Genomic DNA, 25,317 nt, shown 5'->3' with positions numbered 1-25,317 from the left:
CCAGGGGAAATGGTTGATGGATAGTCCGATTGCGTTCTTTATCACCGTAGCAACCTACGGGACTTGGCTTCCAGGGGATCAACGTGGTTGGGTCGAATATCACAAAGGTTGGCAATTGCCGGATCCTGTGCGGGAACTTGAAGCCGCAGCGAAAATGACGGAAGACGCAAAAATCCTCCATGATGACCAACGTCAAATTGTCGAGTCTCAGGTCCGCGAAACGTGCGTCCATCGCAAGTGGGTTTGTCACGCCGTCAATTGTCGGACAAACCACATGCATGCGGTCATCGGTGCGTTTGAGACTCCACCGAAGAAAGTGAGAGGCGATTTGAAAGCGTGGTGTACGCGTCGTCTGAAAGAGAACTCGATGCCACAAGCCACGGAGAATTGGTGGGCTGATCGTGGTAGCATTCGCTGGGTGTTTGACAACGAAGGGCTCAGCCAAGTCGTCTGCTACACACTCGATGGACAAGACTGGGAGCCCGACGCGTAAGCGAGGAACAGACTCGTCTGGGAATCCTTGCTCACGCTGCGGGTTAAGCAGGTATGGCCAATTTATTCTGCGGAACATCTGATGGTAACCCGACGCGTGAGCGAGGAACTCGGCGTGAATCCTCGCTGACGCGTCGGGTTACCAGAAAGCATTGCGATTCATTCTGCGGAAATAATTTTTGCCGTCCTGCTTACATGGGAATCCTTGCTCACGCTGCGGGTTACCATGGACGCGACATGACCCGGACGAAACCATGAGCACGATCGGCGCAGAAAAAAACCCCGTACTCACTATGCCTTGCGGCGTGCCCCAAGTGGAACTTGAGCCTTCGAGAGCGACAGGGTCAACCTGAGTATCGGTCATCGGACGATCAACGTCAAGTGAATTGCAAAACCCGGCGAAAGATTAGCCATTGGCTGTCAGCCGCCCCACGCACCACCCTAACCAACCGAAGAGCGGAATGAACGCTGACGCCAAAGAAGCCGCTTTCCAGCAGGACATCATTGACCAGATGGTGTCGGGCGGTTGGAAACTCGGAGACCCGGCAAAGTACGATCGCAAGCTGGCTCTCTACATCGAGGATTGCCTGGAGTACGTCAAGTCGACCCAGTCCAAGGCCTGGGAGAAGTACGAGCAATTGTACCCCAGCGGTGCCGAGCAGGCCTTCATCGACAAGCTCGCTGCTCAGCTCTCCAAAGCCGATCCGCATGCCAGCGATAAATCGCTTCGCACCTACGGCACCCTCGGTGTGCTGAGGCACGAACTGCGTGACAAATCGGCTTCGTTCAAGATGTGCCAGTTCAAACCGGAGCACGGACTGAACCCCGATACGCTCGCCATGTACGAGGGCAATATTCTGAGAGTCGTTCCCGAGCTGGTTTACAGCCCGTGGACAGCTAGCAATGGTAACCCGATGCGTAAGCGAGGGATAGAACCAGCCGACGGGGTATCCACCGACGAGCCCCTCGCTCACGCGTCGGGTTGCGATGATGACGGTCACGAGTCCCTCGCTCATGCGTCGGGTTACCATGATGACGGTCACAAGTCCCTCGCTCACGCGTCGGGTTACCATGATGACGCTAAACAAGCCAAAAAGTGGCGAATCGATTTGACGCTGTTCGTCAACGGCATTCCCGTGGCCACGATGGAGCTGAAGAGTGAGTTCAAGCAGGCGATCGAGAATGCCAAGAAACAGTACCGCAAAACCCGACTTCCCAAAGATCCGGAAACGAACAAGCCCGAACCGCTGCTGACATTCAAACGCGGTGCGTTGGTCCACTTTGCCGTCAGCCAGTACGAAGCCGCCATGACGACGCGGCTGCAGGGTGACGCAACCACGTTCCTGCCATTCAACAAGGGGACCAAGGAGGGTGGCTCAGGCAATGACACGCCCGAGGACGTTGACGCGTACGCCACCGGCTATTTGTGGAACGAAGTGCTGGCACCGGAAAACCTGCTACAGATCATTGGCAGGTTCATCCACCTGGAAATCGACACCGAGGAAGCATGGGACGGTCGGAAGTCGAAGAAAGAAAAGCTGATCTTCCCTCGCTATCACCAGTGGGATCTTGTCCGCCGCCTGATCCGCTCCAGCCACGACGAAGGTCCCGGTCACAAGTACTTGGTCCAGCACAGTGCCGGCAGCGGCAAGTCCAACAGCATCGCGTGGACGGCGCACCAGTTGTCGTCACTTTACGATGACGCTGGCGAGAAGGTTTTCCACAGCGTGATCGTCGTCACCGATCGCACGGTACTAGACGATCAGCTGCAGGATACGATCTATCAGTTTGAACATGCCGACGGCGTTGTCGGTCGGATCAACCGACAAGAGGGACAAGGCAGCAAGTCTGAGAAGCTGGCAGCTGCTCTGGAGAGTAGTCAGCCCATCGTGATCGTGACGATTCAGACATTCCCTCACGTGCTCAAGGCGATCGAGAACAGCGTCAGCCTGAAAGAGCGGAACTACGCCATCATCGCCGACGAAGCCCACAGCTCGCAGTCTGGCCGCACGGCGGGCAAGCTGAAGGAAGTGCTGATGACCGAGGCGTCGGATGAAGACGTCGAGATCACCTGCGAAGATGCCGTGATCGCCAGTGTGGAAGCTCGCAAGGGTTCGGCCAACCTCAGCTACTACGCATTCACGGCGACCCCCAAGAGCAAGACGCTGGAGTTATTCGGTCGCCTTCCCAAACCAGACGAACCGCCGTCGAAGCGAAACAAGCCCAAGGCGTTCCACGTCTACAGCATGCGACAGGCGATCGAGGAGGGCTATATCCTGGACGTGCTGAAGAACTACACCAGTTACAAGGTCGCCTATAACCTGGCGCAGAAAGTTGCCAAGCCCGACTACGAGGTCGACGCCAAGAAAGCCAAAGTTCGACTCGGCCAATGGGTCCGCCTGCACGATCATAACATCGCGCAGAAGGTCAAGGCGATCGTCGAGCACTACCGGCAAACCGTGATGGGGCTGCTCAACGGGCACGCCAAAGCGATGGTCGTCACGGGCTCACGAAAGGAAGCGGTGAGGTACAAGGTCGAGTTCGATAAGTACATCAAAAAGAAGAAGTACAGCCACTTGGCGGCACTGGTCGCGTTCTCAGGCGAAGTCGAGTTCCACACTGATGATCCCAACGCGGCAGGACTGCTCGGCGAGAAGTTCACCGAGGGCAGCATGAACCCGGACTTGAAGGGGCGCGATCTCCGCAAGGCATTCGATACTGGCGAGTACCACGTGATGATCGTCGCCAAGAAGTTCCAAACCGGTTTCGATCAACCCAAACTCTGTGCCATGTACGTCGACAAGAAACTCGGCGGACTGGAGTGCGTGCAAACCCTATCGCGTCTCAACCGCACCTTCCCCGGTAAACAAGACACGTACGTTCTCGACTTCTACAACGAACCCGCCGATGTCCTCGCAGCGTTTCAAGAGTACTACGAAACCGCCTCGCTGCTCGATGTCTCTGATCCCAATCTGATCTGGGATTTATACAACAAACTACGAGCAACGGGCATTTTCCTTTGGACCGAGGTCTGCCAATTCAGCGAGGTCTACTTCGTCAAGAGCAAGAGCAATGCCGCGATCAGTAACGTGTGCCGCCCGGCAGTGGATCGGTGGCAGTCGAGATCCCAGGCAGCGAGAGCCGATTTTGAGAAACACCGGAAACTGTTTGGGCACGCCAAGAAACTCGGCGACCCCACTTTCATCGCGAACGCTGAAACCGAAATGAAGGAGGCCAAGAAGAGGCTCGACGAGCTAGGGATCTTCCGCGCCGATCTCATCTCGTTCACTCGATACTACGAGTTCATGTCGCAAATCGTCGACTACGACAGCACCGACTTGGAAAAGCTGAACCTGTACGCCCGCCACCTCGCCCCCCTCCTTCGCGAAGAGGCCCCTAGCGACGAGCCCATCGACCTAACCTCCGTCGACATGACCCACTATCGCCTCTCAAAGATCAAGCAGCAGGACCTGCAACTGGTCAAAGAGGGTGCCGAGGGCCTGCAGGTTGGCACCGACATCGGGTCGGGCAAGTCGAAGTCGAAGGAAGAACTTTGGCTCTCTGAGATCATTGCTCGGCTGAACGAATTGTTCATCACCGACGGTCTCACGGATCAAGACATCATCAACTACGCATACACCATCCGCGACAAAGTCCGAGAGAACGACCGAGTCATGGATCAGATCGCCAACAACTCGCCCGAACAAGCATTGCTGGGCGATTTCGCCGAAGCACTCGACGACGCGGTGATGAGCAGCAGCGAGGCGCACCAGAACCAGATGACCCAGTACCTCAACAATCCGGAGCTAGCCGCGAAGTTCCAGCGAGTGATTTTCGATTTGTTGTTGGCCAAGGGAGCCTGAGCGAGCGGAGAGGCGTGGCAGGTTGCCCGCTGGATCTCCAAGTCGCGAAACTCCAAACATGTGCTAGCGCAAGGCAGAATCGATCTGTGGCTACTGGGCGGCAACGTAGCTGGGTGGCATTCGCTCCCAGATTGGCAATGAGTAAAACTGGCACACGCTTCGGTGGTCGTGAGGAGCGGTGAGAGCAACTGCTGCAATGACCGGACCGGTGACAACAGCCCCTCCACTGGGTGCTTGATATGACTCAGCAAAAGGCCAGCGATTCCCGGCGGCGTTAAAAACGCCGTGTTTTGCGGGGTCGGCATTTGCTAGCACTTCGCCATGATTGTGGCGAGTCGTGGACTGCCAAAATTTTGCTGGTTTTCTATCATGAGAGGGTCCACAATCCTTCGGCATTGAGCACCCTCATCATGACAGACCAAAGGGTGTGACCGGCGTTCCGCCGGTCAACACGCGAGTGCCGGCGGTCTGTAGGGTGCGACAAGAGATCGGTTGGTGTGTGTGCGGTCTATGATCTTTGCTTTGCGTTCGTCATGGAATTGGTTCCAGTAATCGCTTTGATATGCGGCTCGAACATGCAGCATGCTTCGAGCACCCTCAAGAGACCAACGCATCCCACTGCGTTCCATTCGATCTTTCACTAAGTGCCGACACGCGCCTTCAATCACGCCAGAGCAAATGGGGTAGCCCATTGCGAGGTACTCATCGTACTTCATTCTCGCAGCGTGCTTTTCAAGATACCCCGTGATTCGTGCGCAATCCTCTGCGGATTCTCCGGCGAGCGTGTGGAGCGAACCCATGCGACGCAAGCCTCGGATGACGCCCTTGACGTCGCCAGCAAGTAACCGTGCCAGACGATCGTAGGTGAAAGCCTCTTTCATCTCACTGCTCTGGTGAAACAACGCTGCGGCTGCCCAAACGTAAACCGCTACGTGCAAAAAATCGAGTATCTCGACGGTTTGTTCATCACAAAAGTGCATCGCTGAGGTGTCCCACAATGCCTCCTGCCCATCCATCAAGACAATCAACTTCTGATCTTTGGCTCGACGTGATTGCACTTCGCTGCTGAGCCAGCCCCTTGGACACTGTCCAAGAATCATCGAGGCCAAGAAGATCACGGTAATGTTCGTTGAGACTGTTCATCCCACCAGTTTACAAAAACCAGCTAAAATCGGCTATCTGCCACTAAATTCCGAGAAGAACCAAGGATACTGACGCCCGCTTCGCCAAGGTGAAGGCGTGGAAAGAAGAACTCGATGAGTTTATCGCCATGGTGAAGCAGTGCAGCGAACAAGGTCCGCCGCCTACCGACGAAGCATGCCCGAAGCGTGATGTTGACGCCCGCTACGATCCCGATCTGGACGACGGTGTGATGATCAACAGCGCCGCCCTGTGGCCGCTGCTCGATCCGCAATGGAAAGATCCCAAGAAGTGGTGGAAGCAACTCGCCCTGGCCAATCCCAAAGGCAACAAGGATTACGACTGGTCGCATTTGGCGATGCGATATTGGCCGACGCGCGTCGACGAGAAATGCCAAGAGGATCCATCCCTGGGCGTCGCACACGGTTGCTTCTGGAAATACCACCCGGCCCGAGCCTGGGCATGGGAACTGCGTCTGCAAGATGAAATCGCCCCCGACTTCCGCATCGAAGAGACTCCCTACCGTGGCGACGGAGGCGACACCGAACATCGCGCCGCCTACCTCCGGGACGAACCACTCGAAGCCATCGCGGCGATCGAGAAAGAAATTCACCGCCGCCGCAAAGACACCGAAGGAAAAATTCTCCGCGAACTGACGATCCTCGAACCCGGTCTCTGGTCCGTCGAGGCTGAAGCCTGCTGGGACATGGAAACCCGCATCATCAAGAAACAAGAATTCGGCTTCCGCCTGATCGCCCCCGACGAAGAAGCCGCCCGCGCTGCGCTGCTGAAAGGAACTCCTCAAAAAGCCACGGGCCGCAACAAGCTGCTCCAAAACCGCGGCGGCGACTCGGGCTACTTGGTCGGATGGCAGGAGGCGGTCGAGGAAGCATGACGGATACACTCACAACCGCGCGACGTCACGGCCCCGTCTCCAAAGCTCTGGAGTCGGAGTTGCGCGCATTGATAGTCCAACATGACATTGTTATTTGGTTGGACGCCGGCAGCATCTACACCGACTTTGTCGACTCGCTCACGCAGATGCAGGCCGATGGCAAGTTGCCGTATGTAGTGCATGCTTTCCGAGGCAGCCATTTGCAATTGCTGTTTGACCTGCGAATGGTCAGCAGCTCGCCCAGTCGCCATCCGATGGTCATTCACATGCCGGGATTCAACCAGGAATCGGTGAAGCAGACTCCGATCTTGGAACTGTGTCTGGCCGGCCGCCGTTTTGAAAAGCGCTATTCGACCTTGGTGACGGAAACTGCAACGGGAAAAGTAACGCCTGAACAAATCAAAGCGTTCTTGACTGAAGGCGAGAAATCGCTGGTCGCCGCCGACGAGTGGTTTTGTGACATGTTGCGATCGGGGGGCAATTCGGTCGCTGGCCAATTGCATGCTTTGTCGGCGGAAGCGTTGCTGGATGATCTGCTGAGCGCGAACCCGATGCCGGATTCCGTCGCCGACCGAGTGGATGACGGTGCGGATTTAAAACCGATCTGGAATCGCTTGGGAGCGACCTTAGGACTGCCCGGCGACTGGCGAACTGATCTGCTTCGCGAAAGCCAACGCGACGAGTCCCAGATCGGGCCTAAGGACATCGCTTTCGTTGCCGCTGCGTGGGCAATGGCAGTCGAGTACGTCGATGACTTGGATCGTGATCCCGTGGATCCAAGATTGAATGATGCGTCTACGTTAGCTACGCCACTGAAACAAGCGTGCCGTTCGCTAGCCTGCTACTTACGCACAAATCATGTGAAGTTCTATCTGCGAACGTCAAACGATGCGGAGAACTTCCTAGAAGTCGAGAAGATAGCTGCCCGCGCGGAGGACTTGGGTAAAGTCGATACGTTTGAGTTTGAAGAGCAAAAGATTTTTGAGGGCACGTTGGAAGCCATCAAGGAAGAGAAATGGGAGGTGGCTCGAACTTGGGCGGATCGTCGGCTGAGCGGCGAATCGTTTTGGTTGCAGGAAGACCCACAACGGGAAAGCTCGTGGCGATTGCTGCTGTCGGCAGCGGTTCTAGGGGAGTCGATCGAGAAGGCGGGAGCGACCCTTGGCGAGCTCCATAGCCTGACCGAGGCGATGGACATCTACATTGCCAAGGGTGCAGCCGTTGATCGCGCCCATCGTCAAATGGAACAACAGCGACGGAGCTTGCTATTCCCCAGCTTGCCGCGTTACTACGATGTTCGTCAACCGCTCGACGCGATGCGTTTGCTGTGGCGTGACTGGGCGGACGCGTGGGCGATTGAGTTCAATCAGTTCTGCCAATCCCACGGGTTCTTGCCGAAACCTGAGTTTCGTCAACGCGATTTCTTTGACGATGTGGTAGTGCCGTTGTGCAAGGACGGTGATGCCGTGGCGGTCTTTGCTGTTGATGCGTTTCGCTTTGAAATGGCGACGGAATTGATGGACGAGTTTGAGTCGGCCAAGGCAACGACGGTCCACTTGAATGGCCGGCTGGCGGAGCTACCTACGGTGACGTCGGTGGGCATGAATGCACTTGCCCCGGTGAATCAGAAGGGAAAGATGAAACCGGACGTGAAGAACGGTTCGGTGCGCAGTTTCCATTCCGGTCAGTTTCAAGTGAAGGATCCGGCCAGCCGAAAACGGGCGATGCACGAAAAGGTCGGCGGCCGGACGTGTCCGATGTTGACGTTGCAAGAGATCAGTGGATTGGATGGCAAGCAGCTTCGTCGAAAGATCGCAGGTGCGAAGCTGATCTATGTGCACAGCCAAGAGATTGACGATGCTGGTGAAAAGGATCTGGGGCCAGTTGTTTTCGACTACGCGATGCAAAGTATCCGTGCGGCTTGGCAATTGTTGCGTGAGGCGGGCGTCAAGCAGTTCGTGTTGACCGCCGATCATGGGTTCCTGCTTCGCGACGGATTGTCGGAAGTTCAATCGCACGGACGAAAAGTCGATCCGAGACGCCGACATGTGCTGCGTCCACCTTCGGCGGACCACGACGGCGAAGTTCGCGTGCCGCTTTCGGACCTTGGTTACGAAAGCTGTGACCAACATTTATTCTTTCCATTGGGGACGGCGGCGTTTGATATTGGCAATAAGTCGCTGAACTATTTGCATGGTGGGAACTCGTTGCAGGAGCGATTGATCCCGGTTGTCACGATCAGCCACCGCGCTGCCGTCGGTGGACAGAATGAACGATACGGGTTCACGGATGTAAAGCGGGAAGAAGCGGTGGCTGAAATGCACTGCGTCACGGCGACCCTGACTCACATGAGCGAGCAAGCTTCGTTGGGATTTTCGGAGGGTTTGAAATTGACCGCTGCACTACGACCACTGGAAGCCGATGATGTGTCGCTGGAATTGGTCCAAGTGCGAGGTGGAGGTGCGAAACTGAAGAGTGGCACGATCGAGGCCACGGTGGGGACGCCCTTCGAGGTGTTCTTTCGTTTGAAAGGTAAATCGGACGGTCGCGTGCGTGTCGAGCTTTACCACCCTGCCGCCGACGCCGATGTCTCGCCGCTGCCGCTCCCCGATCGGTTTACTGTGACGGTGGTTGGCGGTGCGGGGGCAAAGGCCGAACCAGAGAGCGAAAAAACGCCGCCTAAATCTGTTGTTGATGAAATCGAGGATGGATCCTGGCTTCACGAATTAGAGAACGACCAGGTTCGCCAGTTCTTCAATCATTTGGAAAAGCACGGTACTGTGACCGAAGAGGAAGCCGCGTCTTTGTTGGGCGGTGCGCGACAGGCACGCCGATTCTCATCGAAGTTTGAGGCTTTCGCTGCAAAAGCTCCTTTCGAGGCTCGCATTGACGTCGTCGGCGGGATCAAGCGATATGTCCGTGAACATGAGACGGAGTACAAGATTATCAAGGATACAGAAGCACCATGACGGCAATGACCAATCGAGATATTCAGCACATCTTCGAGTCCCTCCGGAAGGGATTGGTTCCCGAACGTGGCATCGACGCTTTTGCAGTTGGCATCGAGAAGCTTCGCGGCGAGATGGAACGCCAATTGGAATTGGCGGAAGGCGGCGAGGGCACAATCAAGTTTCTCCGTGGCGGCTACGGGTGTGGTAAGACGTTCATGGCCCGGCTGTCCCTGCTGGATGCCCAGACCCACGGGTTCGCGACTAGCTTTGTTGTCGTCTCCGATAACGATCTGCGTTTCCATCGCTTCGATGATGTGTACCGAAAGGTGATGATCGAACTTGGCACGAACGTTTGTCCGCGTGGTGCGATGGGTGACATTCTGGACCGCTGGATCGGAAAGGTGGAAGACGCATTGATCGCGTCCGGCGAAGACGAGAACGCGGACGATTTCGATGCCAAGGTCCGCAAGCGACTTGACGACGACCTGGCGTCGATGACAGGCGGACAGGCACCTCAAGATTTCATTCGCGTCATCCAAACAATCTTTGATCTCAAACAACAGGGCAATGCTGCCGAAGCCGGCTCATTGATCTCTTGGCTCTGTGGCAGCGGCAACGTGGCTGCGTCGGCCAAGAAGGCTGCCGGTATCAAGGGTGACATCACCAGTCGCGACGCGTTGGACTACCTTCGTGGTGTACTGGAGATCGTCAAGGCGGCCGGCTACAAAGGTTTGGTGATCGTGATTGATGAAGCGGAAACCATCCTTCGCATGCGGAAGGACTCGCGTCACAAGTCGCTCAATGGGATCCGACAGATTGCCGATGCCGCAGGCTCCTACCCGAAAATGTTATGGGTGTTCACTGGAACGCCGGACTTCTTTGATTCGCGTCAGGGCGTTGCCGGACTTGCTCCGCTACACGACCGAATTCAGTTCATGAAACAAGGACGGTTTGCCAGCCTTCGGCAAGCTCAATTGGAATTGACGCCGTTTGATGCTGAAAGACTGCGCAGCGTCGCCGTCAAGCTTCGCGAATTGTATCCAACCAACGATCAATCTCGTATCGACAGCAAGGTCAGCATCGAATTCATCGACCGATTGGTCGATGAGGTAACGAAGGGCTTCAAGGGAGACGTCGGCGTTGTTCCACGACAGTTCCTTCGCCAGTTTGTGACGCAGTTGGACTTGGTGGACGAGAACGAGGATTACGATCCGATGACGGAGTACGGGTTCGAGCCGCAAGATCTTTCATCAGAGGAACAGTTGGCGATCAGTGGTGCGGCGCTCACTCAGGGCGACGGAGACGACGATGGCGAACCGCCCGTTGCTGAGGATATTTGGTGAGCGTCTTTTCTCAGTTTGCCCCTCGATTGCAAGAGGCCATCGTTTCACGTCTCGGATTCACGAGCCTCCGTCCTGTTCAAGAACTGGCCGGCGAGGCAATCCTTGCTGGTAAGAACGCAGTCGTGCTTGCTCCCACGGCGGGCGGTAAAACGGAGGCCTCGATCTTTCCAACACTTTCGGGCCTTGTCAGTGATCCGATCGACGGCGTTGGCGCAATTTATATCGCTCCGATCAAGGCGCTACTGAACAACCAGTCTCATCGGTTGGACCAATACACTGAAATGGTCGGACTGCGCCGATTCGTATGGCACGGTGATACGCCAACTAACGAACGCAACAAGTTCAAGAAGGAGCCGGCCGAGTTGCTGATGACGACGCCCGAGTCGTTGGAGGTGATGTTGGTTTCGCAAAGCGTTGATGAACAGACGCTATTTCGCGAGCTGCGTTATGTCATCATCGATGAGGTCCACGCCATCGCGGGAAGCGATCGGGGTGCGCACTTGATGAGCGTGATGGAGCGAATCGCAAAGTATTCCAAGCACGATCTGCAACGCATCGGGCTTAGTGCGACGGTCGGAAACCCCGAAGCGATACTTACCTGGTTGAAGGGGAGTTCACAGCGAGAAGGCGTCGTCGTGGATCCGCCCAAGAAACCATCAAGACGCCAGTTGCAAGTATTCCACCGTGCTGGGTTGGCTTCGACCGCAAATGAAGCTTCTCGAAAAGCTCGCGGTTACAAGAGTTTGTTCTTTTGTCAATCGCGTGCGACGTCCGAAGCGGTCGCCGAACAGATGAGGCGTGAAGGCACCGAAGTATTCGTTCACCACAGCGCAGTTTCCAAGGAAGAACGTCAATTCGCGGAAGAACAGTTCCACAGTGGAAGTGATGCCTGCATCGTTTGTACCTCAACGCTTGAACTCGGGATCGACGTCGGAGACTTGGACTACGTTCTGCAATCCGAGGCTCCCGATACCGTCAGTTCCTTCATGCAACGGATGGGACGAACAGGCCGACGAGGCGACACACCGGCCAACACAACGTTCTATTGCGAAACAAGCGAAGGCGTTCTACAAGCGATCGCGATCATCGAGCTGGCGAAAACCGGCTGGGTCGAAAGCATCGAAGTCAACGATCGCTGCTGGCCAGTGCTGATCCATCAGTTGCTCGCGATGTCCCTGTCCACCGGCGGACTGCGTCCAGAGCAGGCATGGGAACACCTATCTCGGTTACCGGACTTCTGCGGCATTCAGCGTGACGAATTCGATCGACTGATCGCCTGGATGATCCAAGACGGCTCGATGGTGCTCTCTAGTGGCCTGCTTTCTCTTGGTCCAACGGCAGAGCGTCGTTTCGGCCGTCGCAACTTCATGGAACTTTTTGCGGTCTTCTCAACACCAAAGACCTACGCCGTGATGACGATTGCTGGCCAGCCGGTCGGTTCACTGACCCAAGATTACGTCGATCGACTCGTCGAAGATGTCAGCAGCTTCCTGCTCGGTGGCCGAGCCTGGGCAGTGCACCAAATCAACCATGACGATCGCCGAATCTTCGTCATCCCGACCTCAATGGGTCGCCAGCCATCTTGGGGCGGCTTCTTGCCGCAATTCCTCAGCTACGACCTATGCCAACAAGTCCTCCAGGTCCTCACCTCAGCGGAAGACTATCCGTATCTCGAAACCGAATCACGCGAAGTTCTGCAAGAAGAACGCCGAAACTTGGGCGGCTTCCTCGACTCGGAACGTGGCGGCATCGACGGCGACACCGTGGAACTCCGTTGGTGGACCTTCGCTGGCGGCCGGATCAATTCAACACTCCGCGACGCCTTGGCATTCCTAGAGCCAACCTGGACGTTCACCCCCGACAACTACGCCATCAAGATCCGCGGCGACAGCCCAACATCCGCATGGCTAGGCGAAGCCATCGCCCAAATCTCCATAGACGACTTCTGGTCCAACGAGGCACTCCACGCCTCCATCACCGCCGCCATCCCCAACTACCGCCTAACGAAGTTCCAGCCTCTCATGCCAGACTGGGTTGAGCGTGAAACAGTGAGTCGCTATCTCCTAGCTAACAAGAAAACAAGACAATGGTTGAACACCATCTGTCAGGCTTGAATGCCGCAACCCGTGATACATTTGTGGCAGTCCGTTTTAGTCTTAGAAACACATTTTTTAATAACCAGATGCAGAAACATTTAGGAAAGTAATCGAATGCATTCTCCAATCAAGAGTTTTCGGATCGAAAAGCTTTTTTCGGACAGAGATATTGGACTGGACTTTGATTCAAACGTAGCCATTTTGGTTGACCCAAACGGGTCAGGAAAAACCACGTTCATCAGGGCCTTAGTATTGATACTCACTCGTAGATGGGTACAGCTTTCGCAGATTCCATTTGAAGCAGCTGAAGTAGTGTTCCACAATGGAAAGGCTCTCCGGGTGGAACGCAGTGAGTGCGAAGAGTATCTCGAGAATGCATCCATGTCGGAGAAGATAGCCGCCCAGTTTTCTAAAGCTGAAATCAACTATTTGCGAAACACCTTATTGCGCGGCGAAGAGAGCAATCTTACTCGCCGAGCGCAGCGATACGTCGGGATGTCAAGGTCGCAATTCCGCAATTTCCTTGTCCACTCACCTCGGCAGCAGCAATTGTTGTTCGAGGAAACGGTACCAAGCAACTTTGCGCGGCATGAAGAGACCCTAGACGAAAGCTATCCGCTTGAGACGATCTACTTTCCGACCTATCGACGAGTAGAGGCTGCACTTTCTCTTGTCGAAGATGATGATGACGAGCGAGGCAGTGACGACATGTCGATCCACTTCGGGATGAACGATGTCTCCTCTCAAGTCCAAAGAGTCACATCAGACATTCGCTCATCTTTCGTGGAATCTTATGCCAGAATCAGCGGGCAGATGCTGACGCAGCTGATTGACGGAATTCATGTCGAGCCAGACGATATCGCGGAATTGGCAAGTTCAGAGTACATCGAGATTGTCTTGGAGCGTTTGGGCGAGAACATATCTAAAGAAGACAAATCAAAGCTTCTCGATCTTGTTAGGTCTGACAAAATCCAAGCGGCCCATTTCAAACCTCTGGTTTACTTCGTGGGGAATTTGATGGCCGTATATCGAGAGCAAAGAGAGAAGGATGAGGCGATCAAGAGATTCGCAACTGTGGTGAATCGATACCTGAATGAAAAGGAGGTGATCTACAACGAAAGCAAGGTATCGCTGCAAATAAGAAATACTCGGACTGGCAATCTCGTTGAATTTCAGCATTTGTCGTCAGGGGAGAAACAGGTAGTATCAATTTTCTCTCGGCTTCATCTAAATGAAGACCGAGATGTTGGAGTATTTTTCGATGAACCAGAGCTTTCGCTCTCCATAGAATGGCAGCGACAGTTGCTAGCGGATATCTACCAGTCCGATACATGTAAATTCGTACTTGCTGCGACACACTCTCCATTCATTTACGAGAACGACCTCGATCTTCACGCGACAACGCTTTCAGTAAGTTTTCATGGAGGGGATCAATGACACGTGCTGATGCACTTCGAGCCTCACGTGATTCCTACGCCGTGGCTTGGCGTTGCTTTCTCATAGAGCAGGGCTCCGATTCCAGTAAAGTATTCTGCTTCTTTGAAGGAGAAGACTCAAAATACTACGAAATCAGACTCAAGACGCTACTGGGTGACGACAGACGCATTCGCTCACTGAGTTGCGGCGGAAAGCGAGAAGTCAAAAGGGTAAATTCACTATGGTGCCAGAAGGGGTTTGAGCGAACGCACGCGGAACGGAGCATGTTCTTTATTGATCGAGACTTTGACGCTCGCGGACAAAATCGACTTGCTGGCTGGCACTACGTAACGCCATGCTACTCGATTGAGAACCTCTATATGAGGAAAGAGGTCTTGTCTGCGATTCTAGAAAACGAATTCAACACATCACTCGATGGTCCAGCTGGTGAGACTGTCGCTTTGCAGCATTTTCAAGTATTGCTGGAATCGTTTTTAGACGCAGCGACACTATTGAACGCGTGGATCTTCCTGCAGCGGAAACACGAGCAGATAAGTGGTCAAAGTTCTACGCTCAATCTCAAGAATGTCGCGTTTGCGAAGTTGTTCCTTGTCAGGCACGACACCGTCGTCCGACTCTACGATGAAACGACACTACCTGAGCTTTTCCCCGATGCCCATATATTACCTCGTGATGAGATACGAAGATACGAAGAATGGTTTCGATATAGCAATCGAATTGACGCGTTTCGAGGAAAGTACCTCGCAGAGTTCCTGCGAAAAGCGCTGGAAGTGCTAAAGACTGACCGCGTCTCAACAAGTCCACAATACTTTGCCGGGAAACGAAGAGTCAAGCTTGGGCTATCGAGAGAGAACATTGTTTCAGAACTAAGTCAGTACGCTTCGACGCCACGATGCCTCCGTATGTTTGTAGCAAACTTAACTTGACCATAAAAACGCCCGCGGGGGATTGCTCCTCCGCGGGCGTTTCGGTTTTGTTCGTCTTTCGACTTACAGTTCGACGGATTCGACTTCGCGGACGAAGCGGGATGCGTCGTTTTCTGGGAACGATGGATGAGACGACGCTGAACACGGCGCTACTGAAGTCGCCGATGTTCAAAACACCGTTGTCGTCTCGCCCCGTTGTCGGCCCAGTTGCTTGGCGGGTTCCGGGCGGTTGCCGGTCGATGCAAATCAGCTTGGGATCGGCGATGCAGTCCTTTTGCTGGATCGTCTTGAAAGGCTGCCAATGTGAAGGGTGAAAAGATGGTCGCGCGCTGGCGATCCAGCTTTCGATTACCCCAGTAATCGCCGCATGGCTGAGGCGACGCCGAGGGTGACTTCGGTCATTCTCGGGTAGTCAAGAGTTTCCGGCGTGTCGGTGGCTTGGTGGTAATGTGGATTGCGGAGGAAACTTGTGTCGGTCAGCATCAGGGCGGGATAGCCCTGGTCCCAGAACGAGCTGTTGTCGCTGAGGCGGATTTCGTTGATCTTTTCGGGCAAGCAGATTGAGAACAGGGACATCCGCTGGGTGCCGCGTTTGAAACCTCGGCGGAATTGCCAGTTGAGTTTCCAGGATGGCATGTTGCCGACGGCGGCCAGGAAATTGCCGCGTTGCGGGAAGAAGCGATGCAGGAACTTGGGGATCGCGGGTGGGACGGTTTGCGAGCCTTTGTGCAACGCGTAGTAGCCGACCATTTCCAAGCACAACATGCCGACGATCTTGTCGCCGCGGCGGCGGGACTCGCGAGCGTGGTGCTGGCTGCCCATCGAATCGAGGTTGAAGTACGGTGGTTCTTCACAGGCAAAGGCGACGTAGCGCGCGGATCGGCGACCGGTGTGCTCGCGAAGCAGGCGACTGACTTCGAGCAACACGGCGACGGCGGATGAGTTGTCGTCCGCTCCGGGTGTGGCCGAAACGGTGTCGTAGTGGGCGCCGAGCAGCACGATTTCGTCGGCTCGTTTTGATCCCGGCTGCTCGACGATGAGGTTCATCGCTTCGTCGCCGAGTGCATCGTAACACTCGCGATCGTTGGAATAGCCCATCTCAGACCACTGGCCTTCGAGGTAACCGATTGTCGCTTCGATTGTTCTCGGTTTTTTCAACGTGCGTGGGCCGATCAACCCGGCAAGTCGGTCGACATGCAGGCGAAGGTTCGCTTCGATCGTGTCGCGGTCGACGGTGTTTGGTTCCGTGGGCATCAGAATGGCGGGCGGGAAGATTGCAAATGGCAAATTGAACATTTCAAATTGATCAATGTTATTCAGGGTTGCTTTTGCCTACACGCGACAATGACACTTTTGTAGGTTGAACGGTGCAAATTGGCAATTAGACGATATTCATTTCGGGGACGGTTTGCGAGCGATTGCTTTGGCGTGATCTTCGTTTCGACGTGCGGTGACCAAGGATTGACCGAGGATCTTGCACAGTTCGTCGGTCTCGTTTGCGATCTCGGTCATGCGTGCTTCGGGAAGCAGATCCGAACGCATGATAAGCCTGACCCAACATCGCGTCTCGCGAAGTTCTTTCAGTGCGATTCGAACCTTGTGGATGAAGTCACGGCGACTTTCTGCCGCACACGCCTCTTCGTAATTTGGCGCTGGAGAGGTTCCGCTGCGAACCAATTGTCCCGCAATGTGCTTTCCAAGCCTCGTTTCAGGCAACGCATCGACCACTTTCCCAATACGCACCGCAAGCACGAGTAGTCGTTCGGACAGATCGTCAGGCTTCATTGGATCACTCCAAATTGAATGACTCGTTTCGATTCCATCCCTCAATATACAATTTGCAATGAATAATTTGCAATTTGCAATCAATCCCTCACTTCAATTCCCTCGTCACCGATCGCATCGACAATGTGATCGCGCCAAAGGTTCGCATCCAGGATCTCGCGAATGCTTTGCCGACAACGCGACATCGACTGCTTTGCACTCGGCTTTCGGGTCCGTGTGCGTGAGTCGCGGTGACGCTCGGACGAAGTCCAGTCCAGCATTCTCGGCACATCGTCGATCGCGGCTCCAAGGACGGCGGTGCCCGTAGCGGCGAGACGCCTTCGTACGGCAATCCCAACGCATCGCCAACGGCGGTTCCTAAAATGCATCCAGTGATGACCTTGCCGCTCATTGGTGACTCACTCGATCTTCTCGGCTGGGAACGTCAAGAACGCCGTCGGCACAGCATCGACCAGCCAGACTCCATTAGCCGAAACAAAGAAACGGTGGCCTTGTTGGTGCATCGTCGCCGCGTCGACTCGGAGGACAACTGGGGTGCCTCGTCGTGAACCGACTTTGGTTGCAGTTGTTTCGTCAGGGGATAGGTGGACGTGGTTGCGCGATCGCTTCCGAAGTCCGTCGGCGCGAATACTCTCGATGAATGAGGCGACGGTTCCGTGGTAGAGCGTGTCGGGCGGCGTTTGCTCATCAAGTTTCAAGTCGACACCGGATACCGAGTGACCTTGGCTGGCTCGAATCCGTAGGCCGTCGTCGCTGAGTGCGAAACGTTTCTTGTCGTTTGTGGCGACGACTTCGTGCAGCAGTTCGAGCGATAGCTGGTTGCCTCGCTCGTTCGCATTGTGGCTGCGTTAGCCCCCCATGCACATGACGAATCACCTGGCTTTCCTTGTCGTCTCTAACAACGCTTGAATGATATCAGTCAGGCCCATTGATCGGTCGGCGGGTGGCTTGCGAAGCGTGGCAATCAGGATTTTGCGAAATGCTGGGAGAATAGCGTCGAAGGTTGACACTCGAGGATGCTGAGGCGAGAGCGTTTGCGTAAGCGTATCCTCGAAGCTTTGACCTGCGTTGGGTGGTTGTCTAAATAGAACCCAATGAAGAAGCCCGCCGATGGCGTAGATGTCGGTTTTGAAACTGATGGATCCGAAAGCTGGGGTAATTTGCTCGGGTGCCGCGAATCCAAGCGTTCCGCCGAGTACTGGCAAAGCCGATTTAGCGGACGCTTGGGAAAACCCAAAGTCGGTGATTGTGATTCGATCTTGAGCATCGACGAGAATGTTGTTCGGCGTCAGGTCGCCGTGGATCAGGCCTACTTGATGTACTGCTTGGATCGCCTCGCAGATTTGCACGAGCCAACTGATCCACTGTTGCTCTTCCGCGTCAGAGGCATTTTGAAGTGATTGCCCATCAATCCACTTGCTAATGACGTACGGACCGCCGTGTGGGGACTCACCGTATCCGAGATAGCGAATGATACCGGGATGACTGATCTGCGACGCGATATTGATCTCGCGCAGGAACGACTGGCGAGCTTCTTCGATTTGCCAGAACGCTTTGCGAAGGAATTTGACAGCTACCGTTCGGCCGTCGGATTGCATTCTGGCAAGATAGACTTTGCCAAATCCGCCGCTACCGATCAATTTGCCAAGTACAAACTCGTTGTAGTTGACGCGAGGCAACGCCGGCAGGCTTTCCGCCGCGAGTGCGGTCACTTCGGCGATTGCGGATTTTGGAGCGAGCAGTCTGCGTATTCGCGACAGGCGGCGACGAACGGTTCGTTCGGCGATCCCCAGCGATTCGGCTAGCTCCCGCTGCGTCTGGCCCAATAGCAACCCCTCGACGATCGCAAACAGATCGTCGGTCAGTTCTGTCCTCAACGTCGTGAGAAATGCGTCCGCCTCATCTTGTGTGGTAGTGGACGAGGCGACGAGTCCCTGGGTATCGAGACTGTGTGGACTCGTGGCCTCGTCCAGTACGGAAAGTGAGTATGGACTCGTCGCCTCGTCCACAACGGAAAGTGAGTGCTGGATCTGATCGCCGCCCCGTTTGATCGCAGATTGACGTTCAATCGAGCGAGCCATCTTTCGGCGAGCGAATGTCGCGAGCAGTCGCCACAGCGAAACACTGCCACTGACCTGAATGCGACTGTGCCGGGCGGCATCGAAGAAGCTACCCATCGCCGACTGAACGACTTCGCTCGGATCAATCGAGGCCTGGTAGCGACGGTTCAGGCGACTGGCGACCAAGGCCACCAAGCGGATCGCGTAGCGGTCGAGGAGGACTTCGGCAGCCCGTTCGTTGCCTGATTTCCACTCGCGCAGCAACCAGCCATCCGGCCGATCCGTGATCGAATCGGAAACTTTCGCCTTTTCTTCGTGGCTGGTGTCCGGTTCCAAACTCGCTTTCTCACTTGCTAAGTGGCATGGGCATCCTGCCTGTGATGGAAATTACCGACAGGCTAGAAGCCTATCCTACTTCTGGAGACACGAAAATGACGATGGTCGTTACGCAGCCCTGCATCGGGTGCAAAGACAAAGCCTGCCTACCGGTTTGCCCGGTCGAGTGCTTTTCCACGAGCGAAGACGAGCCCATGGTTTACATTGACCCCGATGAGTGCATCGACTGCGGAGCTTGCGTGCCTGAATGCCCGACCGAAGCAATTTTCTATGAAGACGATGTGCCGGACCAATGGAAAGGATTCATCAAAACCAACGCTAAGATATCACAGGAATGCCCGTCTGCACACGAGTAGCTGGTTCTATCCGAACGAGAGCCGTGTTGTAGATCTAGATTGAAGCCGGCAACGTTGACGTAAGTCTTTGCCAGATAAGCGGTAGGGCACGAAAAAAGCCGGCGTCGGTCCGTGGGACCAACGTCGGCTTATTCTGGAAGACGCTGCTTTCGCGAAGCGAAAGGCGACTAAAAAATTGAGTGGTCAAGACGGCTTGCGGAAGGCATCGGATGGTCTCGGCGGCTGGGTTATGAGCGAATGACCAGTTTAGCGAATAACCCAGCGGGAGTGTGCGTGTTTTCGGCTCTGGGTTATTCGCTGTTCGAGCTTTTCGATGAATTTCGGGGCGGGTGCGACCAAACGTGTCACGGGCAATGGATAGCATTCGGGCGTTGCTGACGCGGTAGGATTGGCCGTCCGCGTTGTTCGAGATTGCGTGATCCAATGAGGGAATTGCAGTGTTTGAAAAACATGGGTTTGGAGGCCGTCTCCGAAAAGAGCGACTGAATCATGGGTATTCGTTGCGGAAGTTTGCGGAGTTAATTGGCGTCAGCTCGACGTATCTTTCGCAGGTTGAGCAGCAGAGGTACGCCCCGGTGACGGCGAGTCGGGCGGCCAGAATCGCTGAGATTCTTGGCGACGATCCTGATTACTGGATCGGTTTGGCAGACCGAATTCCTGAAGATCTGGAGCCAATCATTCGCCGGCACCCAACCACCATGCCTGCGCTGATTCGTATCGCGGGTCAGCTCTCGGATGATGAGCTGATGGACGCAATCAGTGAGGTGCAAGTACGCTGCAACGAATCACGCACCCTTGTCGGGAGTCAATCGAGATGAGCATCGTCGACGGGATGCTGACTACGGTTTGACGATTGCGAGAGATTCGCAAATGAATTGCAAATTCAAGGATTGATAGCGTCTTCGGTTTGCATCGTGAAGCAGAACAAGGGATTTGCGTGTCCATCGTTCGGCACATCTGACACGATCACGACCGTCAACGATCACTAGGTTTGGCGAGATATCATCCGCGGCTGCGACGTAGGATTCAAACTGTCCAGGCTCCGCCGGGCCAAATCTTTTCTTCAGAGGCCATTCGGGCGGAACCAATCGCAGGTCCACGTTTGATGCGACTTGATGGATATCCCCTCCCCAGTTTTGATCGTGTTCGATAGAGGTAACTCGATCGACCCTCGCGGAGAGCCATGTTGTCGAACCGCCTGAACCGTATTCCAAAACGTGCCAGTCCGAGTGGAGCAGCCTTTCAATCGCCTCAATTTCTAAGCAGGTCATCCACGGAGTCAACTCGACCGCAGGCTCTGGCGTAGGAATGATGCGAAGATGTTTCATTGAATCAATTCTCTCTCTCGACTTTTATTCGCGGCGATTGCTCGGCAAACACTGCGATTTGAAATTGATCGCCAGCCAGATTACCCAACGCTGGCCAAGCTGCCGTCGGCGATACACCTGCCTCATCGACTTTTTATCGGCTTGGGATGCGAAATACGAACCTTTCGCTGTGACTGGTTGCCGCGTCCGCGATCATTCCACTCGCGAGGAAGCCAAAACGTGGGAACCGCCGCGGTCAGCAGTGCCCTTGTCAGAAAAACCTCTTCACTTCCTTTTCCTGGATAATATTGCCTCCAGAGCTTCATTGCCTTTCTCACACGCGGGGACCGTCGCAGAAATAGCACACCGGAATTGCAACTCGGCGTGCAGGACAGAACCCGGACCTCATCGGTGCGTCCATTGAGCGATTGAACGGCAGCCGCATGATAGCCATATTGATCAGTGATCAGCCGCATGGGTGCTGCGGCGTCGGAACGCAGGATGATCGTGTCCGTATCGAGAACCATCGTTCGCGCGTAGGGAAGCTGCGGAATGAATGCCGGCTTAACTGCATACCCTGGCGTTCGATTCCACTTCACTTTTTTGACAACATCGACGTGATGGATTCCATCGAGGTCGGTGATGACGGTAATCGGCAGGTTCAAAAATTTGCGAACCGACGCGATTGATCGCTCGAGCGGCCGTCGCATTCGCCATCCGATTGCAACGTACAGAATGCCTTCGTCTGGTTGATCGAATGAACCTTCGTGGATTGGATTCATCAGTTTGTTCGATCCTCAATTTGCCGGGGCTGATGGCGATGTCTCGCCACTGTTTACTGACCATTCGTTGATGCCGCCCGCCATTGAGCAACGGCTACGAAGGCGATCTCGATTGGCTGCTTGTTCGTTACTCTCTATGCGTCGAGTCTCCCGATCGTGGCACGCAATCCTGAGGGTTTTCAAGATTCGACGCGACGTACCGGGCGACAAGCAAATCTGCTGGGAAATGTGGAGTATCCGGCGTTTAAAACTCCGCAGTCAAAGATCAATCCACCCAACCGCGTGGCAGCGAATTGTTGTTTCGAGATGCCGATGAGCGACGTCTTTAAATTTGCATTTCGATTCAAAACTCAAAAAGCGTCGTCCCAGGATGCCGCCAATCCGCAAACGAAGAAAACAATTTGCTCTTGCGGCGAATCTTTCCCATTGGCTACGGGACCAGAGCATAGGACTGGTTCGGCGGCCAAAGCAATCTTTTCGCTCCTCGTCCGTCGCTGACCCAGGAATCCTTCAGCGGGGCCGATTGATGAGTGGTTGGGAAACAGACGAGCTTTGGGAGGACCTTCGATCCGAGTTCGTCGACGCGTTGCAACACGCGCACTCATGGCTCGAGGTTTGGCAACTTTTTGCCGGCAACGAATTCTATAGATCGCAACTGTGGGGATGTGCCGAAATTTCGGTCATCGAAACCGGCGCGCCCTTCGGCTGGGCAGACGATGTGGCTCACGACGCGATGTTGCTGCTGGCTCGCCAACTGCAAAGGCGATCCGACCTGGGCTATCAGTTCGATCGTCCGCCAGAGCAATTCGGGAACTGGTTGAGAACAATCCCGTTTCGTCAGTGCCATGAGGCAATCCGTTCTCAACGCCGACGCCATGGTCGCGACCTTCCCCTTGAACTTGATCCTCCAGGGGAGCGCATTGAGATAATCGAGCAGCGTATCGACGTCCGCACGGCGATCGACGGCCTTGATGAGCCCTTTCGAACAATTCTGTTTCTCGACTGCGGCGGATTATCGCTGCGTGAAATCGCAGATCGCCTCGAATTGACGTACGACCAAGTTCGATACGCTCGCACACAGGGTCACGCGACGTTGGAGCAAAAATTGGGATCTGGCTATCGGATCGATTGACCGACGCGCAACACTTGCTGGCTTGAGGTACCTTCGTCTCACTTGGCACCCCTCCGTTGCTGTCCGCTTTTGTGAAGCGTCTTTCCAACCGCAGCGGTCAACTGGTGCGCCGGACCGCAAACGCGGCTTGGGACCACCGAGTTCTCGGAAAACTTCTGCCGGTTGCCGGCTGGCGTCGTGTTCCACGATTGATTGAGGCTCGCATCGGCGCGATTTCAACCGATTGCCCGTTCTTCGGCCTCTCTCCTCGCTGGGAACCTTCGCCCGGTTCTTGTCAAATTGCCGTTCTTCGGGGGTTCGTGCGAGCACTTCAGAGACTTCTGCGGTTTTGTCAAACATCGGGTCCGGCAACCAAAAAGCACGTTTTTTCGGGTGGGTGGAGATGAAACAAGCGTGCATGACGACCACACCGACACTGCCCTTCATTCCTGGTTCTAGCCGGAGCCAGCAAAGCAACTCAAGATCGGCTATTATCGAGTCTTGACAGGGGATACTCCCGACGCATGGCTGCTTATTTCCGAAATTTGTGATGACCGACCCCTCTCCGCATTCGGACCCTGAACACATTGGCGATCGGGAAACGGCTGACGAAAACCAAGCGGTCGGTGGTGAGTCAGGTTTTTCAATCGCTGGCGAAGGTTCTTCGCAGTTGTCCTCAGTGTCCGCTGAACTTGCCACTCATCCGCGTTACGAAGTGCTTCAGGCAATCGGACAAGGCGGTATGGGCAGTGTCTACAAAGCTCGACATCGCCTGATGGATCGCTCGGTAGCGATCAAAGTGATCAAACCCGAGTTGATCCGAAACGCGAAAACGGTGCAACGCTTCCAACGAGAAGTCAAGGCTGCGGCTCGGTTGGCCCATCCGAACATCGTGACGGCCTTCGACGCCGAACAGGTCGGTGAACTGCATTTGTTGGTCATGGAGTATGTCGATGGAATCAACCTGGGTGAACTGGTGAAGCAGCGAGGGCCTTTGTCAGTTCCGGTTGCCTGCGGGTGCATATCGCAAGTTGCTGCCGGCTTGCAGCATGCGTTTGAAAACGGCATGGTCCACCGCGACATTAAACCCCAAAATTTGATGTTGATGTTAGACTCGAAGAACCGCCCACTCGAAAGTTCAGTGGAGTTATCTGGCGTCACGGTCAAGATTCTCGATTTTGGTTTGGCTTCATTTGCCATGCAAGGCGATTCGGATGAGAACGAGCAGACCGCGGACCATAGCATCACCGCGATTGGAACGTTCATGGGAACGCCAGATTACGTGGCACCGGAACAGGCACAGGATGCACGCCAAGCCGACATTCGCAGCGATATTTATTCACTCGGATCGACACTGAAGTTTCTGTTGCATGGTCGACCGCCTCGGGAGCTAAAAGAAACGACAGACGTTCAAAGTAGACAAGACAAGAATGATTCACCCCAAAATGGGGTCGATCAAGACAAGGTACCGAACGCCCTGCGAGACGTCATCAAGCGGATGATGTCTCCAGACCCCGCGGATCGCTTTCAAACGCCCAGTGAAGTGATCGGAGTATTGACTCCATTCATCGCCATCGATCAGAACATCAAAACGGCGAGCAAGAATTCCGATATCTCCGAGAACCGGCAACGCCCATTTTGGCTCGGGCGTTTGCTGACAGCGACCTTGTTGGCAAGCAGCTTCATCGTACTGCTGTTGCTTATCGATGCTTGGTTTTTCCAGTCAACGAAACTTGGATCTTTGCTATTTCAGTCGACACAATTTGGCGATCCTGCCTCGCCAATGCTACGATTAACGCTACCGGAATCAGGGCAAGAGAACCAACACGTCGATGCGATCGAGAAGATTGATGCAGTCCGGGACAGCATCGTTGGTCAGTGGCGAGTTGAAGCGGGACAACTATTAACGCCCGACTTCAAACGCGGGCTCCGCGCGGTGTTGGAACTGCCGCACGACGTGCCCGCTGAGTACGATTTGCAACTTGTCGTCGCCCGCCGCAGTGACGCCAACGAGCGCTTTGGTGGATTCAACATCGCCTTTCCATTCGGGGATTCGCAAGGCATGCTCGCGATGGGAACCCACCGCGATGTTGGCGGCTGCTTCATCGAGCGAATCGACGGAATCTCAACGCATCAGTCGTTACCCACATGGACGGAAGGATTCTTCTTTGAGATTGACGAGTTACATGTCGTCGATCTAAGGGTACGCGAGAACGAAATTGCGGTTCTGATCGATGGGGTCGAAGCAATTCGATGGGATGGACTTCCGAATCAGATTGAACTACCACCGGGTTGGGAAATTCCCAACAGACGGTCCGTTTTTCTAGGTACAACTGGTGAATTCGTCATCGAAAAAATTCACCTAACGGAGGGAATCATCGTTAATGAGAGAACTCTTGATTGATTTGACGAATCATCAGCGTGGTCCCAACCGAAC

18 protein-coding genes and 1 pseudogene are annotated in these 25,317 nt (G+C 54.8%); 13 read left to right on the top strand and 6 right to left on the bottom strand.

All coding sequences use genetic code 11. The features are described 5' to 3' along the window. Positions 1 to 16: 16 nt before the first annotated feature. On the top strand, positions 17 to 493 hold the full coding sequence (locus tag CA85_RS00865; protein ID WP_246112378.1) for a hypothetical protein: 477 nt from the start codon (positions 17 to 19) through the stop codon (positions 491 to 493). Positions 494 to 953: 460 nt separating this feature from the next. After that, a complete protein-coding gene (locus CA85_RS00855) occupies positions 954 to 4,355 on the top strand; it encodes a type I restriction endonuclease subunit R (protein ID WP_246112377.1) in 3,402 nt (1,133 codons plus the stop codon). A gap of 446 nt (positions 4,356 to 4,801) precedes the next feature. Here the strand turns inward: CA85_RS00855 and CA85_RS00850 are convergent. After that, a pseudogene (locus CA85_RS00850) lies at positions 4,802 to 5,428 on the bottom strand (ISKra4-like element ISRma1 family transposase); the annotation flags it as partial. A gap of 158 nt (positions 5,429 to 5,586) precedes the next feature. On the opposite strand from CA85_RS00850, the gene CA85_RS00845 reads away from it, so the two are divergent. From CA85_RS00845 to CA85_RS25330, 7 genes are all read left to right on the top strand, one after another. Continuing rightward, complete coding sequence (locus CA85_RS00845; protein WP_222435382.1) at positions 5,587 to 6,390, top strand: hypothetical protein; 804 nt, start codon at positions 5,587 to 5,589, stop codon at positions 6,388 to 6,390. After that, positions 6,387 to 9,359: a BREX-6 system phosphatase PglZ gene (pglZ, locus tag CA85_RS00840; RefSeq protein WP_186774671.1), complete on the top strand. Its 2,973-nt coding sequence runs from the start codon at positions 6,387 to 6,389 to the stop codon at positions 9,357 to 9,359. The genes CA85_RS00845 and pglZ overlap by 4 nt, the downstream gene beginning before the upstream one ends. Then, a complete protein-coding gene (brxD, locus tag CA85_RS00835) occupies positions 9,356 to 10,684 on the top strand; it encodes a BREX system ATP-binding protein BrxD (RefSeq protein WP_146389290.1) in 1,329 nt (442 codons plus the stop codon). The genes pglZ and brxD overlap by 4 nt, the downstream gene beginning before the upstream one ends. Continuing rightward, the gene (locus CA85_RS00830; RefSeq protein WP_146389288.1) at positions 10,681 to 12,798 is read left to right on the top strand and encodes a DEAD/DEAH box helicase; all 2,118 of its coding nucleotides are present in this window, start codon (positions 10,681 to 10,683) and stop codon (positions 12,796 to 12,798) included. Before brxD ends, CA85_RS00830 begins: the two co-directional genes overlap by 4 nt. Positions 12,799 to 12,894: 96 nt before the next feature. Continuing rightward, complete coding sequence (locus tag CA85_RS00825; protein ID WP_146389286.1) at positions 12,895 to 14,217, top strand: AAA family ATPase; 1,323 nt, start codon at positions 12,895 to 12,897, stop codon at positions 14,215 to 14,217. Continuing rightward, a complete protein-coding gene (locus CA85_RS00820; protein WP_146389284.1) occupies positions 14,214 to 15,143 on the top strand; it encodes a DUF4435 domain-containing protein in 930 nt (309 codons plus the stop codon). The genes CA85_RS00825 and CA85_RS00820 overlap by 4 nt, the downstream gene beginning before the upstream one ends. 101 nt (positions 15,144 to 15,244) lie before the next feature. Continuing rightward, entirely contained in the window at positions 15,245 to 15,457 is a 213-nt protein-coding gene (locus tag CA85_RS25330) for a hypothetical protein (protein ID WP_222435381.1), read from the top strand. A 34-nt stretch (positions 15,458 to 15,491) separates the two neighbouring features. On the opposite strand, the gene CA85_RS00815 is transcribed toward CA85_RS25330, so the two are convergent. The 4 genes from CA85_RS00815 to CA85_RS00795 all read right to left on the bottom strand — a co-directional run bounded on the left by CA85_RS00815 (position 15,492) and on the right by CA85_RS00795 (position 19,324). Further along, entirely contained in the window at positions 15,492 to 16,397 is a 906-nt protein-coding gene (locus CA85_RS00815) for a M28 family peptidase (protein ID WP_146389876.1), read from the bottom strand. A 138-nt stretch (positions 16,398 to 16,535) separates the two neighbouring features. Then, positions 16,536 to 16,928: a four helix bundle protein gene (locus CA85_RS00810; RefSeq protein WP_146389282.1), complete on the bottom strand. Its 393-nt coding sequence runs from the start codon at positions 16,926 to 16,928 to the stop codon at positions 16,536 to 16,538. A gap of 398 nt (positions 16,929 to 17,326) precedes the next feature. Continuing rightward, positions 17,327 to 17,728: an RNA 2'-phosphotransferase gene (locus CA85_RS00800; RefSeq protein ID WP_246112460.1), complete on the bottom strand. Its 402-nt coding sequence runs from the start codon at positions 17,726 to 17,728 to the stop codon at positions 17,327 to 17,329. 72 nt (positions 17,729 to 17,800) lie between these two features. Further along, positions 17,801 to 19,324 carry a protein kinase domain-containing protein gene (locus CA85_RS00795; RefSeq protein ID WP_146389278.1) on the bottom strand — a complete coding sequence of 508 codons (1,524 nt, stop codon included), beginning with the start codon at positions 19,322 to 19,324 and terminating at the stop codon, positions 17,801 to 17,803. A 95-nt stretch (positions 19,325 to 19,419) separates the two neighbouring features. On the opposite strand from CA85_RS00795, the gene CA85_RS00790 reads away from it, so the two are divergent. Both CA85_RS00790 and CA85_RS00785 read left to right on the top strand, forming a co-directional pair. Then, positions 19,420 to 19,680 carry a 4Fe-4S dicluster domain-containing protein gene (locus tag CA85_RS00790; protein ID WP_146389277.1) on the top strand — a complete coding sequence of 87 codons (261 nt, stop codon included), beginning with the start codon at positions 19,420 to 19,422 and terminating at the stop codon, positions 19,678 to 19,680. 437 nt (positions 19,681 to 20,117) lie between these two features. Beyond that, a complete protein-coding gene (locus tag CA85_RS00785) occupies positions 20,118 to 20,498 on the top strand; it encodes a helix-turn-helix domain-containing protein (RefSeq protein WP_146389275.1) in 381 nt (126 codons plus the stop codon). A gap of 632 nt (positions 20,499 to 21,130) precedes the next feature. Here the strand turns inward: CA85_RS00785 and CA85_RS00780 are convergent. Beyond that, complete coding sequence (locus CA85_RS00780) at positions 21,131 to 21,769, bottom strand: hypothetical protein (protein ID WP_146389273.1); 639 nt, start codon at positions 21,767 to 21,769, stop codon at positions 21,131 to 21,133. A 526-nt stretch (positions 21,770 to 22,295) separates the two neighbouring features. Here CA85_RS00780 and CA85_RS00775 point away from each other — a divergent pair. Further along, positions 22,296 to 22,901: a sigma-70 family RNA polymerase sigma factor gene (locus tag CA85_RS00775; protein ID WP_186774670.1), complete on the top strand. Its 606-nt coding sequence runs from the start codon at positions 22,296 to 22,298 to the stop codon at positions 22,899 to 22,901. Between the two features lie 529 nt (positions 22,902 to 23,430). Further along, positions 23,431 to 25,284 carry a serine/threonine-protein kinase gene (locus CA85_RS00770; protein WP_246112376.1) on the top strand — a complete coding sequence of 618 codons (1,854 nt, stop codon included), beginning with the start codon at positions 23,431 to 23,433 and terminating at the stop codon, positions 25,282 to 25,284. The last annotated feature ends 33 nt before the right edge of the window (positions 25,285 to 25,317 follow it).

This window comes from Allorhodopirellula solitaria, from assembly GCF_007859855.1.
In the GTDB taxonomy this organism is placed as follows: Bacteria; Planctomycetota; Planctomycetia; order Pirellulales; family Pirellulaceae; genus Rhodopirellula; species Rhodopirellula solitaria.
Note: the sequence above shows the minus strand (reverse complement) of the source record. Positions and strands in the feature narration are given on the sequence as shown.